Origin of the sequence: Brachyspira hampsonii (assembly GCF_001746205.1) — a bacterium.
Classification (GTDB): Bacteria; Spirochaetota; Brachyspiria; order Brachyspirales; family Brachyspiraceae; genus Brachyspira; species Brachyspira hampsonii_B.
In genome coordinates this window covers 896675-916024 of record NZ_MDCO01000012.1, presented here as the reverse complement: position 1 = coordinate 916024, position 19350 = coordinate 896675, and the positions used below count along the sequence as shown (strand labels likewise).

Genomic DNA, 19350 nt, shown 5'->3' with positions numbered 1-19350 from the left:
TAAATCCAAAGTATTGATATAAAAAATAACAAAATAAAATGAATATTGTAAATTACTTTAAACCCAATAATAAAATAATAATTAAAACAAAAAAGCTGCCCAACTAATTAAAGTCAGACAGCTTATATATTAATATTAAATAAAGTTATTATTTAATAATTTGATCAGCTATACCTAATAAAGCCTGAATTTTTGGTGAGAAAGCTACTATTGCACCAGCAAATACAACACTTATCAAGCTCATTAATTTGATAAGAATGTTAATTGAAGGTCCGGAAGTATCTTTGAATGGGTCACCAACTGTATCACCTATAACAGCAGCAGCATGGTTAGGGTTAGTAATTTTTTCTCCAGTTTTTGGATCTATGATTTTTTTACCGCCCAAATTACCAGCTTCAATGTATTTTTTAGCATTATCCCAAGCACCGCCTGCATTAGACATCATAACAGCCATAGCAAAACCAGCAGTCAAACCGCCTACTAACATACCTATAACAGCAGGTACTCCGAATAAGAAACCAACTACAACAGGTACTATTATAGCAAGTACAGAAGGAACAATCATCTCTTTTTGAGCTGATTTAGTACAGATTTGAACAGCTTTTTCATAATCAGCTTTTACACCTTTTTCACCAGCAAGTAAGCCTTTAATTTCTCTAAACTGTCTTCTAACTTCTTCTACAACACCTGCAGCAGCACGACCAACAGCTTTCATAGTTAAAGCACAGAAGAAGAATACTAACATAGCACCGATAAATATACCTATTAATACTTTAGGGTTCATCAAGTGAATATTGAAAGCATTCATAAACTCATTCATACCTAAACTATAAACAACTTTATCATATAATTCTTTAGCACTGTTAGCAGTATATTGAACAGTACCTATATCTATAGAAGTAAGGTTTCCTGTATTTATCATTCTTCCCAAAGAAGTTTTAATCTCCTCAATATAAGCAGCAATCAAAGCCATAGCAGTTAAAGCAGCAGAACATATAGCAAAACCTTTACCAGTAGCAGCAGTAGTGTTACCCAAAGAGTCTAAAGCATCAGTTCTTTCTCTAACACTTTCTGGAAGACCAGACATTTCAGCATTACCGCCTGCATTGTCAGCTATAGGACCATAAGCATCAGTAGCTAATGTGATACCTAAAGTAGATAACATACCAACAGAAGCTAAAGCTATACCGTATAAACCTTGAGAGAAAGAAGAAGCTCCTGAACCGAAACCGCCTGCAAAACCAAATGCCAACATTATAGATATAACTACTGTAACAACAGGTATTAAAGTAGATTGCATACCTACAGCAAGTCCTCCTATAATAACAGTAGCAGGACCTGTTTTAGATTGTTCAGCTACCCATTGAGTAGGTCTGTATTCAGCTGCAGTATAGTATTCTGTGAAGAAACCAACAACATTACCAGCTATAAGTCCTACAATGATAGAAACGAATAATCCTAAATTATTTGGAAGAAGTGTTTTTACAAGTAAGAAAGATACTACTATAATAATAGCACTGCTTACATAAACACCAACTCTTAAAGATTTCAATAATTCTCCCATAGTAGCACCTTCTTTAGTTTTAACGAAGAATACACCTATTATAGAAGAAAGAGTACCAATAGCAGCAAGTATCATAGGAAGAGATACAGCATATATTGGGCTTACATCAGGGTTAATATATCCGAAAGCGGCAGAACCTAAACTCATAGCAGCAAGTATAGAACCTGCATAAGATTCGTAAAGGTCAGCACCCATACCAGCAACATCACCTACATTGTCGCCTACATTGTCAGCTATAACTGCAGGGTTTCTAGGGTCATCTTCAGGTATTCCAGCTTCAACTTTACCAACCAAGTCAGCACCAACATCAGCAGCTTTAGTAAATATACCGCCTCCAACACGGGCAAATAACGCTTGGAAAGAAGCACCTACACCAAAGCTAAGCATTGTAGTAGTTACAAAGTGCATTTTAGCAGCAGTGTATTCAGCAGTACCTTTAGCTATGCCTGTAGAAGCTAAATTAAGGAAATCTGTTCCAAAAAGACTATTATCAAGCCATAAATTTAATACTATAAACCATAATGATATATCAAGCAAAGCAAGACCTACTACAGTAAGTCCCATAACTGCACCGGAACGGAAAGCTATTGTTAAACCTTCATTTAAAGATTTACTAGCAGCATTAGCAGTTCTAGCAGATGCATAAGTAGCAGTTTTCATACCCAAGAAACCAGAAAGAGTTGAGAAGAAACCGCCTGTTAAAAAACCTATAGGAATGAAAGGGTTTTGCACTTTTAATGCATAAGAAAGAATAGCAAAAATAATGAAAGCTCCTGCAAAAAAGAAAGCTATAACTTTATACTGCTGTTTAAGATAAGCTATAGCACCGGAACGAACATGCGAAGCTATTTCTTTCATAGTTTCATTACCTTCGTCCTGCTTACGCATCCATTTATAAAAATAGAATGCGAAAGCTAATGTAAGTATTGCCGCTGATATTGTAAAAAAGCGGGCATTTTCAGCTAATATTTCATAATTCATACACATACCCTATTTTTTGAATTTTGTTAGTTTTTGTACAGTTATTGATTATAACGCAAATTCTATAAATTGTCAATTATTTTTTATAGTATTTTTTATACATACCGTACCTATATAAAAAATTTATTTCTATAAAACTATACAACATATACTTATATCATTTATCATTGTAAAAAATTAATAATGCATTATTGAAAAAAAATAAACTATCATTATAATGTCAATGTTAATGTTAAAAAATTATAGAAAATTATTTTAAAGCTAGGAGTTATCATTATGAAAATTCTTTTTATACGACATGGGCAAACTCAATTAAATGCTGAAGGAAGATGGCTGGGATCTACAGATGCTCCATTATGTGAAGATGGGAAAAAAGCTTTAAATGATAGAAAAAAAATAATAGATAGTTATAAACCTGTGCAAAAATTATATTGCAGCCCATTAAAAAGATGCTTAGAAACTGCTGATATATACTTTAATGATATGAAAAAAGAAGTTTTGAATGATTTAAGAGAAAGAAGTTTCGGAGATTTTGAGGGAAAAAATCATGATGAATTAAAAAATAATCCTTATTATAAAGAATTTTTTAGAACTAATTGGAAAAGCAATGTACCCAATGGAGAAACTTCCGAAAATTTCTTTAGCAGAACAGAAAAAGCATATCTATATATTATAGAAGATATGAAGAAAAATAATTTAGATTATACTGCAGTAGTCAGTCATGGAGGAGTTATTATGTCTATATTCAGCAGATTTGATAAGCAGAAATTAGGATTTTATGAATACCTTTTACAGAACGGATGCGGTTATTATACAGAAATAGATGAGAAAAATAATATAAATATTATAGAAAAGTTATAATTTTACGATGATTATTAGTAATAACTTTTATTGGAATAAGCAACATGAGAATATTATTAATACTGCCTATATCTTTTCTTTTAAATATATTTATCAAAAATGTAAAATTTGATCCTTTTGTCTTTATATCAAGACTTCATTTTATATCAGAAGATTTATTTAGAAAAAAAGGAAATCCTGAAAATAAAATATTGACATATACAGTAGGAATATTATCTTCTTTAATACTTATAGCTATATGTTTTTTAATTCCTTTCTTTCTTTTAATGCTTTTATATAAAGTGCATTTCATACTAGGACTGATAGTTGAGCTTGCTCTATGTTATATAACATTAGGAATTAGAAAACCTTTAGAAGTAAGTTCATATATATATCATAGCTTGACTACAAATGATTTAAAAAAGTCAAAATCACTTTTAAAAGAAAATACAGAAGCTGATACCGAAGATATGGAAGAAGAACAAATAGTAAAGACTACAATAGAATATACTATAATAAGCATTTCAGAAGATTATATATATCCATCTATATTTTTGTTATTGGGAGGTGCCCCTCTTTGTATAGCATATAAAGTTATATATGTACTTTCTGAAAGTTCTTCTGAGACAATATATATAGATGAAAATAAAAGTAGTGATATATTCGGTATATTTAATATCAAATTATGCTATATATTAAATATAATACCTTCATTCTTTACATCTTTAGTTTGCATCGTTACATCTATATTCTTTAGATATGAATATAAAAATGCATTTGCTGTTTTAAGAAAAGACGGTAAAAATAATAAAGCAAGATTAGAGTCATCAATTGCAGGTGCTATGAATATAGAGCTTGGAGGAGAATATATAAAAGACGGCGAAATATATGACAGACCACTAGTTGGGGAATACTTAGAAGATTTAAATGCTGAACATATAGAAAAAGCCAATAAACTAATATTAACTTCTGCAATATTTGCTTTAGCAGCATTAATAATAATTAAACTTATTTCTATGTTAATCTCTTCAATAATTTTCTAAACAAGATAATAAATAAGAATATAATTTTAGGCTTTAAATAATATAAATATTGATTATTATTTAAAGCCTAAAATTATTAATTATTCATTTTGATAAACTGCTTTACTTATTAAATTATCATTCTTTAAATTTGTATTATAAAATATCAATAAAAATATAATAGCTAATATTAATTGTGATACAGGCACAGCAAACCATACACCATTAAGTTTTAAAAATAAAGGAAGTATCAATATACATAAAGGACTTACAAGTAAAGGGTCTATATATGTTAAAAGTGTAGAATATCTGCTTTCTCCTGATGAATAAAAATATGCAGTTCCAAGCCTTACTATAGGCTGAAGTATAAATGCAGCCGATATTATAGGAAGACCTAAACTTATTATAGCATTAGTCTCTATAGAAGCACCGAATAATATTCCAAGTTTATTTCTAAAAATCAATACTATTATCATAAGAAAAGCACCAAGTATAATATCAAATAATATTCCTTTTTTAAATACTTTTCTCATAAGGTCATTTCTGCATGCACCTTTAAAATAACTTATCATAGGCTGACAGCCCTCTGCCACTCCCTCAAATAAATGCAAAATAGAACCGTAAATATAATTCATTACAGAGTATGCAGTAGTTCCTAAATATCCGCCGTATTTGATGCATTGAAGATTATTAAATATAACTATAAGAGAAGGAGCCATAACTAAACCAAATGGAGATAATCCTATTTGCAAAGCTCTTTTTGTCATATATAAATTAAAATCTGATAATTTTATTTTTGTTCTGTTTTTCTTTCTTATAAATAGATAATAAACAGCCATCAAAGCAACTAATCCTTGAGCTATTATAGTAGCTAAAGCAGCACCGAACATTTCTAATCTAAAAACCATTAAAAATAAATAATCAAGAATAATATTTGTTATAAGTCCAACTCCCATAAAACTCATAGCATGTATAGTTTTTCCTGAATTTCTTACTATAGGCATAGATCCAAATGATATTATTTGAAAACCTCCTCCTAATATTATAGTAGTGATATATGAATCAGCCTGTTTAAATACTTCATCTCTTGCACCAAGCAAATATATGAGATTGTTTTTTAATAAAAGCAAAACAACTGTTAATATTATACTAGCGAATATTAAAGAAATAAAAGTATTTACTTTAGCCCTATTAAATCCTTCTATATTACCCTCTCCAAGATATGTGGACATTATAACAGAGCCTCCCATACCAAGCATAATAGCTGCTGCCATAAGCAAAGTACCTATAGGATAAACTAAATTAATTGCAGTAAGCCCAATATCTCCCATAGAATTACCAACGAAAAAACCGTCTACAACTATATAAAATCCTCCAAGCATAGTTGAAACTATTGCCGGCATAACATACTTAAAAAAAGATTTTTCCATGTTTTTAGTATTTTGTGTAATATTAATCATGATAAACTCCTTTTAAAAATAGTCTTATTTCGTACTATTAGTAATTAAGTATTATATACATGTTTATTTATTTGTCAATAGAAAAGTACGAAATTTTACTTTTTTATTGACTATTGCAATATTTATTTTTTAGAGTATTATTTAAAATATAATCAGCAATCATTTAAGGATATATTCTTATGCTTAAAAATAAAACTATATCTTATATTTTGATAATTTTTATATATTTGACATCTTCTTCATTTTTGTTTTTTGACAATGATAGAAATATAAATTTTATTCCCTACACATCTTTACCTTTAAATATTCAAGAGTTTGTAAATACATATTTTAAAGATTATGAAATACATAGTGCTGCTGTTTCCACTCATTATATTGTAATTTTTAAAGGCGGTTCATCAATAAATTTCAATAGAAAAGGGGAATGGACTTCTATAATAGGAAATAGAAAAACAATAGCTATTAGTACAGCTGAAAAGTTTATTGAGGCTAAAATAATAAATATAATTAGGTCAAAATATAAAACAATTAATAATATATACAAAAAAAGCAAAGGAATAGAGTTTAAGGCTGATGATAAAGAATATATTTACATAGACTATGAAGGCAATATAATAAAAATAAAAAAAGCATAAAATAATAAATTAATATATTTTCATTTATTAAATTTTAAAATTTTTATTACATACCCCGCCCTTTATATATTAAAATGCCGCTCAGTTATAAATATTTTCTTTTTCTTTACAGATTATAAAGAAAAAGAACACCCGCCCAAGTGTTTTTTAATCTGCTGCTATAACAGCACGCGGTAAAATGAATTTCAAATTATGCTAGACACTGTAATAAAAAATAACCTTGTTTTTTAAGCAAGTTTAACGCGTGGTGTAAAATACAATTAAAAAAATAAAATTAGCTTTTTAATTACAGTATGAATGAAACTCAATAACTTATATTAAATGAAAAAAATGTTGAAATATGATTTTATAGGTGCTTTTATAATTATTTTATACAATTCAGGCTTTCAATATATAAACAGTTTGATGAATTAAATACACAATTTATCTATTGACATACCAACAATAATATTATAAGGTTTAAAACTACTATAATTTGAAAATTAAAATACATAAACTATTTATAAGGATATTAATATGAAAACAAAAGAAGAATTAGTTGAATTTCTAAATAGAAAAATTGAAAATAATCAAAACCTAGATGATGCACATAATTATATTTTCTTAAAAGCATATTTAGAAGATATGATAGAAAAAGAAAAAAATGAAAATCAATAAGCAAAGTATTTGAGATAGTTATATAAAATTGAAAATTATTTAGATTACAATTATGGATATTATATCATATCAAAAACTTCCAGAGAAAGCAAAAAACTTTATAGAAACATATTTTAATGATTATTATGTTTTTAAGACTACATTTACTTCATCATACAGTGTTGTATTTAAAGGCGGAAGCTCTGTAAACTTTACTTCAAGAGGTGAATGGACTTCTATTATAGGAAACGGCAATGAGATATCATTTTCTATAATAGAAAAATTTGCTGAAAATAATATCATAGAAAAAGAAGTCATAAATACTATAAAAAATAAATATACAGATTTTAATATATACAGAATAACAAAAAGAAAAAATAAATATGAAATGGAAATTAACAATAATATTATTATAATAGATAATGCAGGCAATATTTTAAAGACTAGAAATGTATAAAAAATATTATTAATTTGTATTGAAATTTGTATTTTTAAGGTTTATTATATTGATATGAAAAACATATTAATAATAATTTTTATATTAAATTCATTTTTATTTGCACAGTATTACTCTTATACTAATATACCTTCTTTTCAGAAACAGGAATACTTTGTACATAAAGGAATATCCAGCAAAAAGAGTAATGCTATGATAGTATATACAGAAACTTCTGTTGATAGTAAAGGCTATTGGAACATTAAAGAAACTTATATCAAAGGCTTTGTTACAAACAAATTAAAAGATCCTTTTCTACTAGAAGAAAACATGATGACTAATGTAAGAAAGTCTGAAATGTATTCCATTATAGATTTGGGAAATATGAGAACTGTTTATAATAAAACCATAGATTATTATGATTTCGGAAATATGGAGCATACATTTGATATAAGAGACAAGGTGAACTATACAAATTCAAACGGAGATTTGGCTATATTCTCTATGTATGGAGTGTATCAAATATCGAGAACTTTTCCTATAGACTCTACAAATCAAATGAATATTGTTATGCCTATGGCCTCTAAAGACAGTAAATTAAAAGTATCAATACTAAACAATGGCATAAAAAAAATAAAAATAAATAACGAAGAAAAAGAATGCTATGAAATGGAAATAAAACTAGAAGGAATACCTTTTTCAATATTTTTCCCAAAAATAGCAGCTTATATTGAAAAAGATGATAAAACAAGAAAAATAATAAAATACAATACTATGACAGGAATGCTTGATACTATGGATATTTATCTTGTGGAAACAGAAAAAAAATAAAATAGGAGACATAATAATGAGTGAATTAAAAATTGATTGTGTGTGCGAAAACATGTATGGAATGAATTCTTATGTGGTATCTTATGATGATGAAGCTATGATTATAGATGCAGCACAATTAAATAACTACGGCATTTATAAAAAATTATTAGAAGGGAAAAAACTAGTTAAAGTAATATATACACATGGTCATTTCGATCATATATCAGGAGCAGATGACATAAGAAAAGAGTTTCCAGATGCTCCTCATTGCGTGCATAGACTTGATTATGATTTCTTTCAGGACGGAAGTTTAAATGTAAGCTCATATTTAGGAAGTGTAATTAAATGCCAAAGCCCAGAAATACAATTTAATGAAGGTGATACTTTCAAATTAAAAGATATAGAGTTCAAAGTTATACATACACCAGGTCATACAAGAGGGGGGGTATGCTATTATACTAAAGGGCACTTGTTCTGCGGAGATACTATATTTGCTTACGGAATAGGAAGAACAGATTTTCCTACAGGCGATTTTACTACATTAGAAGAAAGCATATCTCAAAAAGTATTTGCATTAGATGATGACACTTTATTATACCCGGGTCATGATGCTTATGGTGTAAAATTATCGCAAAGAAAAAGAATGGGTGTATTTTAATCTCAATACAAAATGATAATAAGTGCAAGCAGAAGAACTGATATACCATCACTGCATACTAAATGGTTTATAAATAGATTAAAAGAAGGATATATAATTACTCAAAATCCTATAAACAAAAATAATTTTTATAAAATAACATTAAGTAAAAATATAGTTGATATAATAGTATTTTGGTCAAAAAATCCTGATATAGAGTTTTTGAAGGAAGTAAAAGATTTAGGTTATGAGTTTTATCTGCATTTTACTATTACGGCTTATGATAAAAATATAGAAAAAAATATTCCTGATAAAAATAGTTTAATAAAAAAATTTCAATCTATAAGTAAGTTATTCGGAAAAGAAAAAATAGTTTGGAGATATGATCCTATTATATTAAATGATGATTTTGATATCAATTATCATATAAATCATTTCAAAAACTTTGCTTATAATTTAAATGGTTATACAGATGAATGCATATTCAGCTTTGTTGAAATATATTCAAAAATAAAAGAAAATATTAAAAATATAAACAATGATAATAAAGTTTTATTAATAGAAAATATGCAAGATATATCTGAAAAAAATAATATAAAATTAAAATCCTGCTCTCAAGATTTTAATAATTACAATATAACAATAGAAAAATCTGCATGCATAGATAAAGAAAGAATACAAAAAATATTGGGCTATTCTATAAAAGAAAAAAAAGACAAATCTCAAAGAAAATTATGCGGCTGTATAGAAAGTATTGATATAGGAATGTATAATACATGTACTAACGGCTGTATATACTGCTATGCCAATTCAAAAAATATATTAAAAGATTATGACGCAAATAGTAAAATATTATCGGATAAATATTTAAATGATAATATAAATATAAAAGAAAGAAAAATAATTGTTAATGAAAAGAGTAAAGTATTTAAATTATAAATTACGGATAACATAATGAATATGATGAATATAATGATGGAAGAAACTTCACAATTTTTACTTTCAAATATAGATGACATAAAAAATAAAACATTAGCTGCAGCATATTCAGGAGGTATTGATTCTCAGGTTATGCTCAATATCGCATACAGATTAAAAGAAAAGTTATCATTTAATTTAATAATAATACATGTTAATTATAATCTTAGAGGGGAAGATTCTGCTAATGATGAATTATTTGCCCGAGAAATGGCTAAAAAATATAATATAGAAATATATGTTAAAGAAATACCTCCTAACAGCTATAATGGAAAAAATATTCAGCTTGAAGCTAGAAATGACAGATATGCTTTTTTTGAAGAGCTTTATAATAAAAAAATATATGATTATCTTTTAATAGCTCATAATAAAGATGATTTGGCTGAAACTATAATTTACAGAATGATTAAGGGGGCTGGAACTAATGTTTATAAAAGCCTTAGAGAAAAAAAAGGATATATTTTAAGACCTATTTTGAACTTTTATAGAAAAGATATTGAAGAGTATGCTTCCAATAATAATCTTGAACATAGAGAAGATGTTTCAAATAAAAAAAATTATTATGCTAGAAATAAAATAAGAAATTTAATCATACCAATGCTTGAAGAAATAAATACAAATGCTAAAAACAATATCATAAGATTTGCAAAAAAAAGCTATGAAGAAACTTATATACTAAGAAAAAAAATTAATAAATTATACCAAAAAAATATATACGAAAAAAATAAAAAACTTAATATAGAAAAAATAAAAAATATAAAAAGTCTTTTTATAAAAAAAATCATAATAAAACTTTTAGCAAAAAATAATATAGAAATAACAGAAAAAAGAGTTATAGAAATACTAAATATAATAAAATCTGATAAGCCTAATATTAAATTAAGACTTGATAATTTTTATATTATAAAAGAATATGACTTCATTAATATAAAATCTATAGAAAAAAAACTTGATGATATCAAAACAAATAATTTTATAAAAATAGAAAAAGACGGCTTATATATTTTCTGCAATAAAACAATAAAAACAGAAACAGTTTTAAATAAAGATATTAATTATAAAGAAGCTCTGTATATAAAAGCTAACTACCCAATTATAATAAGAAGCAGAAAAGATGGGGATTTTATATATGCATATCCTAATAATCAAAAAAAATATTTAAGAAAGATTTTTATAGACTTAAAAATATCTTCATATAAAAGAGATACAATACCCGTAATAACTTCAGAAGATGATAACAATATTAAGGCTTTATATTTAGAGCCTTACGGATTAAATAGAATATCAAATGAAGAAGCTGTAAGTAAAGAAGATGAATACATATTAAAAATCAGCTTTAATAATGATTGCGGTATTAAAAAATCATAAAATTAAAAGGGATAATTAGAAATGGCATTTTCAGATAATGAAAGAATGATATTTGGAAAAGGTGTAGGCTGTGTTGTAATAAAAGAAGGCAAAGTTCTTTTAGGAAGACATAATTACGGCAGAGGAAATGGGCTTCTTATAATCCCGGGCGGATTTATTAATGAAGGAGAACTGCCTGCAGAAGCAGCTCAAAGAGAAGTATTAGAAGAGACTAATGTAAAAGTAATTGCAAAAGAAATAGTATCTATGCGTTTTACTGCTAATGATTGGTACTTGGTTTTCAAGGCAGATTATATTTCAGGGGAAGCTAAAGTTAATGACTCCGAAAACAGCGAAGTTATTTGGATTAATATAGAAGAGGCTCTTAATAGAAGCGATGTGCCTCCGCTTACAAAAGAAGCAATAAAATCATGTTTAAAATTTATTAACTCAGAAAATAAATATGCAATGAGTATTAAAGAAGATTATGATGCTTCAAGGGAAATTGGCAGCTATGCTTATTATGATTAAATTATATAATTTTTTATATTTTTAATCTATACTGCATCCCCGCCCTATTAGTTTTATAACTAAATATAAATTATTAGATTATTATTTCTTTATTGCTTAAAAATAAAAAGCATGCCCGCCCAAAATTTCTTTAGATTACAGAACTTTGTAAAACGCAAGTTTAATTTATAAATGAATAAAAAATATTTACTGCAAAAATAATTTTTATACTTATATGAGTAAACTTACCGTGCGTAAAAAATAATTATTTATCTATATGAATATTAATCCACTCTATTATTTCTTTAGCTACATCGTTTCTTTGAATATCATTAAGTATTTCATGTCTTCCGTCTTTATACAAACTCATATTAACATCATTAAATCCTAATGATTTATACATGTCATAAACCCATTTTACACCTTTTCCCATATCTCCTACAGGATCTTTCTCTCCAGATATTAAAAGTATAGGAAAATTTTTATCCATAGAAGAATAATTATCCTTATTTGAAATTTTATCAATAAGCTCAAACATCTGTATATATGTTTCTATACTTGCAGGCTTATTAGCAAAATATTCATCTTCAAGAGTTTTTTTTATCTCTTCTTTATCGGAAGTAAGCCATGCTAAAGGCGATTTATCTTTAGGAAAGAATTTTTTACCGTATCCTCCTACTGATAATTTATCGAGTAAGTTAGCTCTTTTTCTTCCGCCGAATATTGATTTCTGAATATTAGCTATAGCCTTTCCTAAATTTTCTATTCCTTTGGGCTTTCCCTTAGTGCCCATTATAACAGCCCCATTTAATTCTTTATAATACTTGATTATAAAATATCTAGTGAGAAAAGACCCCATACTATGTCCTATCATAAAATAAGGCATATTAGAATAATCTGCTTTAGTATTAACCATCAAATGTCTCATATCCTCTATTATAAGTTCATGCCCATTCTTATCTGATATATGCCCTATTTGATCCTTACTTACAGTGCTTCTTCCAAAACCTCTATGATCATCAGCACAAACTAAAAATCCAGCCTTATTTAATTTCTCAGCAAAATCTTTATATCTTCCCGCATGCTCACCTAGTCCATGAACAAGCTGAACTATAGCTTTAGGTTTGCAATCTGGTATAAATATATAAGTATACATTCTGTGTCCGTCATCTGATATTAATACCCTATTTAGCATTTCCATAAAAATACTCCGATAATAAAATTGCTGTTGTTAGAAAATTATTTAACTTAACATAATTAATGAGGCTATCGTTATAAACAATAGGATAAATTATATAGCATTTTTTTTCTTAATGCAATTAATTTTTACATATTTTAATATAATGAAAGATACCCCAATAGGACATACTTGCAAAAAATTTATTTATATTTTAATATGTTTTATATTATTTTAAGGAGAGGTTTATGAGAATTATCGATATTAGTTCAAACAAATTGCATTCTGTGCTTTTTATAGTTTTACCTGTTGTATTAATAGTAGGGTTTTTAATATTTTCAAGCGTTACTATAGTTTCTACAGGCGAAGTAGGAATAAGAAGCAGACTCGGCAAGGCTATATCACAGGAAGAGCCAGGACTTCATTTTAGAATACCATTTATAGACACTATAAAAACTATGGAAGTGAGAGAACAAACTGTAGAAAAAACATATTCTGTATCATCAAAAGATATGCAGACTATATCCATGACTTTAAATGTTCAGTATTCTATAGGCGGAGATGCTTTGGATTTATTTAGAAAATTCGGAGTAGATTATAAAAACAAATTAATTAATCCTAGAATATCAGAAAGTCTTAACGCTGTTTCTGCCAGATATACTATAGAAGAGTTTATCACAAAAAGAAATGAAATGGCAGGAGAACTCTTAAAAGAGGTTACAGCCGATTTTGATGATTACGGAATAACAGTTGCAGCCTGCTCCATTATAGAGCATGATTTCTCTGATGAATTTGACCAGGCAATAGAGAGAAAATTAATAGCATCTCAGGACGCCCTAACAGCACAAAATGCTTTAGAAAAAGTTCGATACGAAGCAGAGGCTGAAATTACAAAAGCTAAAGGTGTTTCCGAAGCTAATAGAATTATGCAGGAATCTTTAACTCCTTTATTAATACAGAGAATGTATATAGAAAAATGGGACGGTAAAATGCCTCAGGTATCAGGATCTGGGGTTACGCCTATAATACAGATAAAATAATTAAATAATAAATGAAAATTTACAAGCATATTATAAATAATATATTTTCTTTAATATTTCCTAATCACTGCATAATATGCGGAGAGTTAATGCAAAGCAATAATATGAATTATATTTGTATTAATTGCATAAATAAAAAATTGGATTATATTCATAAAGATGAATATATAAGATGCCAAAGATGCGGTAAAGTTTTAGAAAATGAAAACTCAAAGTGCATTTGCAAAGACGAAGAACTTTATTTTGATGAATGTAAATCTATGCTTTATTATAATAATTATACTGTAGATTTGATTCATAAAATGAAGTTCTCTCATCGATATTTGATATGCAGAGATTTTGCTGCTATGCTTAGCTATTATTATAAAGATTATATTAAAAACTATGATGCTGTTACTTTTGTTCCTCTTGGAAGAAACAGATTTTTAGAAAGAGGATACAATCAAAGCGAAATTATAGCAGAAACTATATCTAAAATTTTAAATATAAAATTAATAGATGATATAATATTCAGGAAAAAAGAAACCAAAGCATTGAGTTCTTTAAATAGTAAGACAGAAAGAATAAATATGATAAAAAATGCCTTTACTATTAATAGTGATTATAATTCTTCAAACAAAATAAATCTTCTTATAATAGATGATGTACTTACCACGGGAAGCACTTTAAATGAAATTTCTAAAGAGATTAAGAAACTAGAATGCATAAATAAGATAGGTTTGCTTACAGTAGCCCGTGCTTAGTTTTCAATCTCTTTTGAAACTTTCTCTTTCAATTCTAGGTCATTCATTTTATCGCATGCTTTAAAGAAAGAATCATATAAACTTTTTGAATATGTATCATGCTCATTGATAAATGCTGTCTTTATAAAATCCCATAATAAGTTTAACTGCTCATTATTTTCTATATTAACTAAAACTTTTAAGGCACTATCTACTACTGATATTCCAGCATGAACCTTATAAAAAGCATTATTATTAATGTTTTTTATATTATCAATATTTAATAAAATAATATTCAAAGCCTCATCATAATTTGAAAGCCTTATTAAATTTTCTGTATAAGTACTTAAATATGAAACTAAATAAAATAAATACTTTTTTGATAATGCTTGATTTTCTTTGTTTTTATCATAATCATTTTTCACAATCTCATAAAGATTTTTATTAGCCTCTAATTCACCTTCTATATTTCCTATTTCAATTTCAAAATCTCTGAGCCTTTCTAAATTAATTCTGTCCCATTTTTTTATTCCCGATTTCCATATATCTATAAGTTCATAATATAAATCTTTAAAACCTAACTCCAAAGCATAATGCATACAATACTGAATATTTAATTTTTCTATATCAGTTTCAAATCTTACATTGCTGTCATATCCAATAGCACAATCATTATTTATCTTTTTTGCTTTTTCAAATAACTCTTTATTATCCTTATTGTATTTACTTAGAAGAAATGTTAAAGACTCTAATGCTATTCCTATTCCCTTATACTTTGAAGTTTCTCGGTCTTTTAATTCTTCATTAAATAAATAAATGATTATATTTTTAAGAGCTTCTTTATTCAAAGCCTGCACATTTTTATAATATATAATTGAAAATGAAAGTCTTGCCCTTAATAAATAATTCTTATCAACATTATCTTCCATTTCCCATGAATATTTGCTTATTAAATTATTATATTTTTCTTTATCTTCAAAAAAACTGCTAACTATATTATCAAAATCATTTTGATACATTTCTAAAGCTTTTAATAATTTTTCTTGAAATATCTGCATAATCATACTCCTAATGAACTCAAGAAACTATATCAATAAAAAGCAAATTTGTCAAAGAAGTTTTTATTATTGAATAATTAAAATTACATATTTAAATTAAGTATTTTACTAATGAATATACCTACCCCATTTTCTTCATTACTTTTAGTAATATATAAAGCCTTCGATTTTACTATATCTTCAGCATTTTCAACAGCAACAGAAATACCCGCAAATTCAAGCATTTCTAAATCATTATTATTATCTCCGAAAGCCATCACATTATCAGGTTTTATATTATATTTGTTAAGAAGATAAGATAATGCTTTAGCTTTTGTAGCATTAGGATTATGTACTTCCAAATATACAGGTCTTGAAAAAGTAAAATAAATACTATCACCAAAAGTTTTATCTAGTTCTTCTGCTATTATTTTTAATAGGCTATTTTCTCCTATAAACATAAATTTACTGAAAGAGAAATCAGTAATATTATCAAAGCCTATAGTATAATTATCTATTTTAGCTATTGATATATAAAAATCTATCCATTTCTTATCAAAAAAACCTATATTCCATCTATCAGCTAAAAAACCTTGATGATAAATATTATATTTTCTAGCAATATCTATAAGTTCTTTTCCTATATTAGCATCAAGGTTTTGCTGATATACAATATTAAAATCTTTATCAGTAATCATAGCACCATTAAATGATATAAGTTCCGTATCAATATTAAGTTCTGCCAAAAATTTATGGGCAGCAGAAGTAGGTCTTCCGGTTGATAATATTGTTTTTATTCCTCTTTTGGAGGCTTCTTTTATAACATTTTTATTATATTCACTTATTTGATGATTATTATTTAATAAAGTGCCGTCTAAATCGGTTGCTATAATCTGAATATTTTCCAAAGATTATCTCCAATATTTTAATATTTCTTCTTTAAATTTTCTAGCTTCTTTAGCAGGATCTTCAGCATCTCTTATGCTTCTTCCTGTAATAAATGTAAATACATTGATATCTTTAAATAGTTTTAAAGTATCTATTTCAAGTCCTCCTGTAACAGAAACTTTAAATCCCATTTCAGTTAATTTTTTAATTTTTTCTAAATCACTGTCAGACCAAGTTTGACCAGCTAAAAGAGCATCTCTGCTTTGATGATATACAGCCTGAGTAATTCCGGCTTCTTTCCAAGCCTTAGCATGTTCAAAAGTCCAATCGCCATAAAGCTCAACTTGAAGCTCCTTAACCTCTTTTAAAGCAGCTTTCATAGTAGGTATTGTAGCAGAACATATAACAGTCATCCAATCAGCACCAGCATCAGCACACATTTTAGCAACAGTACCGCCGGCATCAGCACATTTAGTATCAGCTAGTATAATTTTATCAGGATATAAAGCTCTTAAACATCTAACAGCCTCCATTCCTTCAGCTAAACAAAGAATAGTTCCAGCTTCTATAACATCAACTTCATTTCCAACAGCTTTAGCCGATTTTAAAGCTCCGCTTAAAGTAGTATTATCTAATGCAATTTGTAATAAAGGTATAGCCATATTTTTCTCCTTAGAATTATTAATATTATCAATTTTGTCCGTAATAAGCATTAGCACCATGTTTTCTAAAATAATGCTTATTAAGTAAATACTGTTCTACAGATTTAATCTGAGGATTTATCTGTATAGTTCTGTAAGCCATTTTAGCTAGCTCTTCCATAACAACAGCATTATGAACAGCCTCTTTAGCATCTTTTCCCCAAGCAAAAGGACCATGCGAAGCTATTATAATACCGGGTATATCCATAGGATTAATATTTCTTTTTTTGAGAGTTTCTATAATAACAAGCCCTGTATTTTTTTCGTATTCACCCTCAATTTCTTCTTTTGTAAGAGGTCTGGCACAAGGTATATCACCATAGAAATAATCTGCATGAGTAGTACCTAATGCAGGTATATCTCTTCTTGCCTGAGCCCAGCTGGTAGCATAACTAGAATGAGTATGAACTATTCCGCCAATTTCTGGGAAAGCTTTATATAATTCTATATGAGTAGGAGTATCAGAAGAAGGCTTATATTTTCCTTCTAATTTTTTCCCATCTAAGTCTAAAACAACCATATCTTCTGCTTTCATTATATCATAATCAACACCGCTAGGTTTAATGGCAAAAGTTTTAGATTCTCTATCTAAACCGCTTACATTTCCCCAAGTGTATATAACAAGTTCTCTTTTTACAAGTTCAAGATTTTCTTCAAAAACTATCTTTTTTAATTCTTCAAGCATATTTTAATAAAATCCTCCCTCTTTCATTTTTTCTAGTACCCATTTTTTCTCTTTCATCACATGTTCTTTAGGATTATCAACTTTTTCAGACCACATCTCTATCATAAAAGTTCCATTATAATTAAGCTCTTTTAGTAGTTTAAAACATTTCACAAAATCTACACAGCCTTCCCCAAAAGGAACTTCTTTAAACTTTCCTTCAAAATCTCCTTTAGGAGCTAAAGTATCTTTAATATGTATAGCAGTAATTTTATTAAATCCCTTTCTAATTTCAGCTTCCACATCATTTCCCCAAGCAGTTAAATTTCCCAAATCAGGATAAACTGTAAGCCAAGGACTATTACAAATTTTATCATACTCTAAAAATTTTGTAATAGAGTTTAAAAAAGGAGTATCCATGATTTCTATAGCAAGCATTACTTGATATTTGGCAGCCATTTCCAATGCTTTTTTAAGTCCCTCTATAAATAACTGTTTAGTCTCTTCATCACCTTTTTCATAATAAACATCATATCCGGCTAATTGTATTATTCGTATACCTATATCGCTTGCAAAGATAACAGCTTTTTCCATAAGCTCCATAGCTTTTTTTCTAGTATCAGGATTTTTACTTCCCATAGGAAATCTTCTATGTCCGCTGAAACACATAGTAGGTATTTTTATACCTGTTTCAAATATAGATTTTACTAATGATTCTCTTTCATCTTTAGTCCAATCCAATCTTGCTAATCTTTCATCTGTTTCATCTATAGATATTTCAACAAAATCAAAACCTAATTCTTTAGCATCTAATAATCTCTGATGCCAAGAAATATTTTTTTCTAATGCCTTTTCATATATACCAAATAAATTATTGATAGTATCACCCTCCAATATAATTAAAAAAATAGGGAAATAATTATAAATAAATATTTCCCCATTCAAAAATTATCACTTGTTTTTCAAATCTTCTAAATATCCAGATTCACTAAGTTTTTGTTTGAACTCTGGTTCAGATAGTACATTTTTAATTCCTATAACCCTTACCCCTTTATCAATTGAATCTTTAAACATATCAATAAAATTTAAAGGGCAGAATACTAAATCATAATTAATAGCAGTACTTTTACCTTCAGATAAGGCACAGTGATGCACATTAACACCATTAATACCTAATCCTTTAAGAGCCTTTTCAGCAGTCATTTTCATCATTAAACTAGTGCCTGAGCCATTAGCACAAGAAACTAAAACTTTTAGCATAT

General features: G+C 27.4%; 21 protein-coding genes. 12 read left to right on the top strand and 9 right to left on the bottom strand.

The features are described from left to right. Positions 1–148: 148 nt before the first annotated feature. Positions 149–2545, bottom strand: coding sequence for a sodium-translocating pyrophosphatase (locus BFL38_RS13050; RefSeq protein ID WP_069727429.1), 2397 nt, complete (start codon positions 2543–2545; stop codon positions 149–151). A 276-nt stretch (positions 2546–2821) separates the two neighbouring features. Between BFL38_RS13050 and BFL38_RS13045 the strand changes: the two genes are divergently transcribed. Together BFL38_RS13045 and BFL38_RS13040 are read left to right on the top strand one after the other, a co-directional pair. Then, positions 2822–3406 (top strand): histidine phosphatase family protein, encoded by a 585-nt coding sequence (locus BFL38_RS13045; protein WP_069727428.1) that lies wholly within the window; start codon positions 2822–2824, stop codon positions 3404–3406. Positions 3407–3450: 44 nt separating this feature from the next. Then, the gene (locus BFL38_RS13040; protein ID WP_069727427.1) at positions 3451–4428 is read left to right on the top strand and encodes a cobalamin biosynthesis protein CobD/CbiB; all 978 of its coding nucleotides are present in this window, start codon (positions 3451–3453) and stop codon (positions 4426–4428) included. 80 nt (positions 4429–4508) lie between these two features. On the opposite strand, the gene BFL38_RS13035 is transcribed toward BFL38_RS13040, so the two are convergent. After that, positions 4509–5867 carry an MATE family efflux transporter gene (locus BFL38_RS13035; RefSeq protein ID WP_069727426.1) on the bottom strand — a complete coding sequence of 453 codons (1359 nt, stop codon included), beginning with the start codon at positions 5865–5867 and terminating at the stop codon, positions 4509–4511. Between the two features lie 179 nt (positions 5868–6046). Between BFL38_RS13035 and BFL38_RS13030 the strand changes: the two genes are divergently transcribed. From BFL38_RS13030 to BFL38_RS13000, 8 genes are all read left to right on the top strand, one after another. Further along, entirely contained in the window at positions 6047–6502 is a 456-nt protein-coding gene (locus BFL38_RS13030; protein ID WP_083249427.1) for a PepSY-like domain-containing protein, read from the top strand. A 516-nt stretch (positions 6503–7018) separates the two neighbouring features. Continuing rightward, positions 7019–7159 (top strand): hypothetical protein, encoded by a 141-nt coding sequence (locus BFL38_RS15210; RefSeq protein WP_008722499.1) that lies wholly within the window; start codon positions 7019–7021, stop codon positions 7157–7159. Between the two features lie 52 nt (positions 7160–7211). Next, complete coding sequence (locus BFL38_RS13025) at positions 7212–7595, top strand: PepSY-like domain-containing protein (protein WP_069727425.1); 384 nt, start codon at positions 7212–7214, stop codon at positions 7593–7595. A 54-nt stretch (positions 7596–7649) separates the two neighbouring features. Next, positions 7650–8405 (top strand): hypothetical protein, encoded by a 756-nt coding sequence (locus BFL38_RS13020; protein WP_069727424.1) that lies wholly within the window; start codon positions 7650–7652, stop codon positions 8403–8405. A gap of 16 nt (positions 8406–8421) precedes the next feature. After that, positions 8422–9045 carry an MBL fold metallo-hydrolase gene (locus BFL38_RS13015; RefSeq protein WP_069727486.1) on the top strand — a complete coding sequence of 208 codons (624 nt, stop codon included), beginning with the start codon at positions 8422–8424 and terminating at the stop codon, positions 9043–9045. A gap of 12 nt (positions 9046–9057) precedes the next feature. Further along, the gene (locus tag BFL38_RS13010) at positions 9058–9963 is read left to right on the top strand and encodes a DUF1848 domain-containing protein (protein ID WP_069727423.1); all 906 of its coding nucleotides are present in this window, start codon (positions 9058–9060) and stop codon (positions 9961–9963) included. Between the two features lie 33 nt (positions 9964–9996). After that, the gene (tilS, locus tag BFL38_RS13005) at positions 9997–11370 is read left to right on the top strand and encodes a tRNA lysidine(34) synthetase TilS (protein WP_069727485.1); all 1374 of its coding nucleotides are present in this window, start codon (positions 9997–9999) and stop codon (positions 11368–11370) included. A gap of 21 nt (positions 11371–11391) precedes the next feature. Next, positions 11392–11880, top strand: coding sequence for an NUDIX domain-containing protein (locus BFL38_RS13000; protein WP_069727422.1), 489 nt, complete (start codon positions 11392–11394; stop codon positions 11878–11880). A 244-nt stretch (positions 11881–12124) separates the two neighbouring features. On the opposite strand, the gene BFL38_RS12995 is transcribed toward BFL38_RS13000, so the two are convergent. Beyond that, positions 12125–13060 carry an alpha/beta fold hydrolase gene (locus tag BFL38_RS12995; protein ID WP_069727421.1) on the bottom strand — a complete coding sequence of 312 codons (936 nt, stop codon included), beginning with the start codon at positions 13058–13060 and terminating at the stop codon, positions 12125–12127. Between the two features lie 224 nt (positions 13061–13284). Here BFL38_RS12995 and BFL38_RS12990 point away from each other — a divergent pair, with 224 nt between their 5' ends. Further along, positions 13285–14076, top strand: coding sequence for a prohibitin family protein (locus BFL38_RS12990; RefSeq protein ID WP_069727420.1), 792 nt, complete (start codon positions 13285–13287; stop codon positions 14074–14076). A gap of 11 nt (positions 14077–14087) precedes the next feature. After that, on the top strand, positions 14088–14819 hold the full coding sequence (locus tag BFL38_RS12985) for a ComF family protein (RefSeq protein ID WP_069727419.1): 732 nt from the start codon (positions 14088–14090) through the stop codon (positions 14817–14819). On the opposite strand, the gene BFL38_RS12980 is transcribed toward BFL38_RS12985, so the two are convergent. The 6 genes from BFL38_RS12980 to BFL38_RS12955 form a co-directional block, all read right to left on the bottom strand. Further along, positions 14816–15856, bottom strand: a complete 1041-nt coding sequence (locus BFL38_RS12980; RefSeq protein ID WP_069727418.1) for a hypothetical protein — start codon at positions 15854–15856, stop codon at positions 14816–14818. The genes BFL38_RS12985 and BFL38_RS12980 overlap by 4 nt on opposite strands. Before the next feature lie 83 nt (positions 15857–15939). Further along, complete coding sequence (locus BFL38_RS12975) at positions 15940–16743, bottom strand: Cof-type HAD-IIB family hydrolase (RefSeq protein ID WP_069727417.1); 804 nt, start codon at positions 16741–16743, stop codon at positions 15940–15942. Positions 16744–16746: 3 nt separating this feature from the next. After that, entirely contained in the window at positions 16747–17385 is a 639-nt protein-coding gene (locus BFL38_RS12970) for a 3-keto-L-gulonate-6-phosphate decarboxylase UlaD (RefSeq protein ID WP_069727416.1), read from the bottom strand. A gap of 28 nt (positions 17386–17413) precedes the next feature. Then, positions 17414–18109: an L-ribulose-5-phosphate 4-epimerase gene (locus BFL38_RS12965; RefSeq protein WP_069727415.1), complete on the bottom strand. Its 696-nt coding sequence runs from the start codon at positions 18107–18109 to the stop codon at positions 17414–17416. Between the two features lie 3 nt (positions 18110–18112). Continuing rightward, on the bottom strand, positions 18113–19033 hold the full coding sequence (locus BFL38_RS12960) for an L-ribulose-5-phosphate 3-epimerase (protein WP_256097269.1): 921 nt from the start codon (positions 19031–19033) through the stop codon (positions 18113–18115). A gap of 6 nt (positions 19034–19039) precedes the next feature. After that, the gene (locus tag BFL38_RS12955; RefSeq protein ID WP_069727414.1) at positions 19040–19348 is read right to left on the bottom strand and encodes a PTS sugar transporter subunit IIB; all 309 of its coding nucleotides are present in this window, start codon (positions 19346–19348) and stop codon (positions 19040–19042) included. Positions 19349–19350: the final 2 nt, after the last annotated feature.

Bases quoted from the DNA above. Each gene is read 5' to 3' on its own strand.
- BFL38_RS13030 (WP_083249427.1), top strand. From the start codon at position 6,047: ATGCTTAAAAATAAAACTATATCTTATATTTTGATAATTTTTATATAT.
- tilS (WP_069727485.1), top strand. From the start codon at position 9,997: ATGATGGAAGAAACTTCACAATTTTTACTTTCAAATATAGATGACATA.
- BFL38_RS13050 (WP_069727429.1), bottom strand. From the start codon at position 2,545: ATGAATTATGAAATATTAGCTGAAAATGCCCGCTTTTTTACAATATCA.
- BFL38_RS12955 (WP_069727414.1), bottom strand. From the start codon at position 19,348: ATGCTAAAAGTTTTAGTTTCTTGTGCTAATGGCTCAGGCACTAGTTTA.
- BFL38_RS15210 (WP_008722499.1), top strand. From the start codon at position 7,019: ATGAAAACAAAAGAAGAATTAGTTGAATTTCTAAATAGAAAAATTGAA.
- BFL38_RS12965 (WP_069727415.1), bottom strand. From the start codon at position 18,109: ATGCTTGAAGAATTAAAAAAGATAGTTTTTGAAGAAAATCTTGAACTT.
- BFL38_RS13010 (WP_069727423.1), top strand. From the start codon at position 9,058: ATGATAATAAGTGCAAGCAGAAGAACTGATATACCATCACTGCATACT.
- BFL38_RS12980 (WP_069727418.1), bottom strand. From the start codon at position 15,856: ATGCAGATATTTCAAGAAAAATTATTAAAAGCTTTAGAAATGTATCAA.
- BFL38_RS13015 (WP_069727486.1), top strand. From the start codon at position 8,422: ATGAGTGAATTAAAAATTGATTGTGTGTGCGAAAACATGTATGGAATG.
- BFL38_RS13000 (WP_069727422.1), top strand. From the start codon at position 11,392: ATGGCATTTTCAGATAATGAAAGAATGATATTTGGAAAAGGTGTAGGC.
- BFL38_RS12985 (WP_069727419.1), top strand. From the start codon at position 14,088: ATGAAAATTTACAAGCATATTATAAATAATATATTTTCTTTAATATTT.
- BFL38_RS12990 (WP_069727420.1), top strand. From the start codon at position 13,285: ATGAGAATTATCGATATTAGTTCAAACAAATTGCATTCTGTGCTTTTT.
- BFL38_RS13045 (WP_069727428.1), top strand. From the start codon at position 2,822: ATGAAAATTCTTTTTATACGACATGGGCAAACTCAATTAAATGCTGAA.
- BFL38_RS13040 (WP_069727427.1), top strand. From the start codon at position 3,451: ATGAGAATATTATTAATACTGCCTATATCTTTTCTTTTAAATATATTT.
- BFL38_RS13020 (WP_069727424.1), top strand. From the start codon at position 7,650: ATGAAAAACATATTAATAATAATTTTTATATTAAATTCATTTTTATTT.
- BFL38_RS13035 (WP_069727426.1), bottom strand. From the start codon at position 5,867: ATGATTAATATTACACAAAATACTAAAAACATGGAAAAATCTTTTTTT.
- BFL38_RS12995 (WP_069727421.1), bottom strand. From the start codon at position 13,060: ATGGAAATGCTAAATAGGGTATTAATATCAGATGACGGACACAGAATG.
- BFL38_RS12970 (WP_069727416.1), bottom strand. From the start codon at position 17,385: ATGGCTATACCTTTATTACAAATTGCATTAGATAATACTACTTTAAGC.
- BFL38_RS13025 (WP_069727425.1), top strand. From the start codon at position 7,212: ATGGATATTATATCATATCAAAAACTTCCAGAGAAAGCAAAAAACTTT.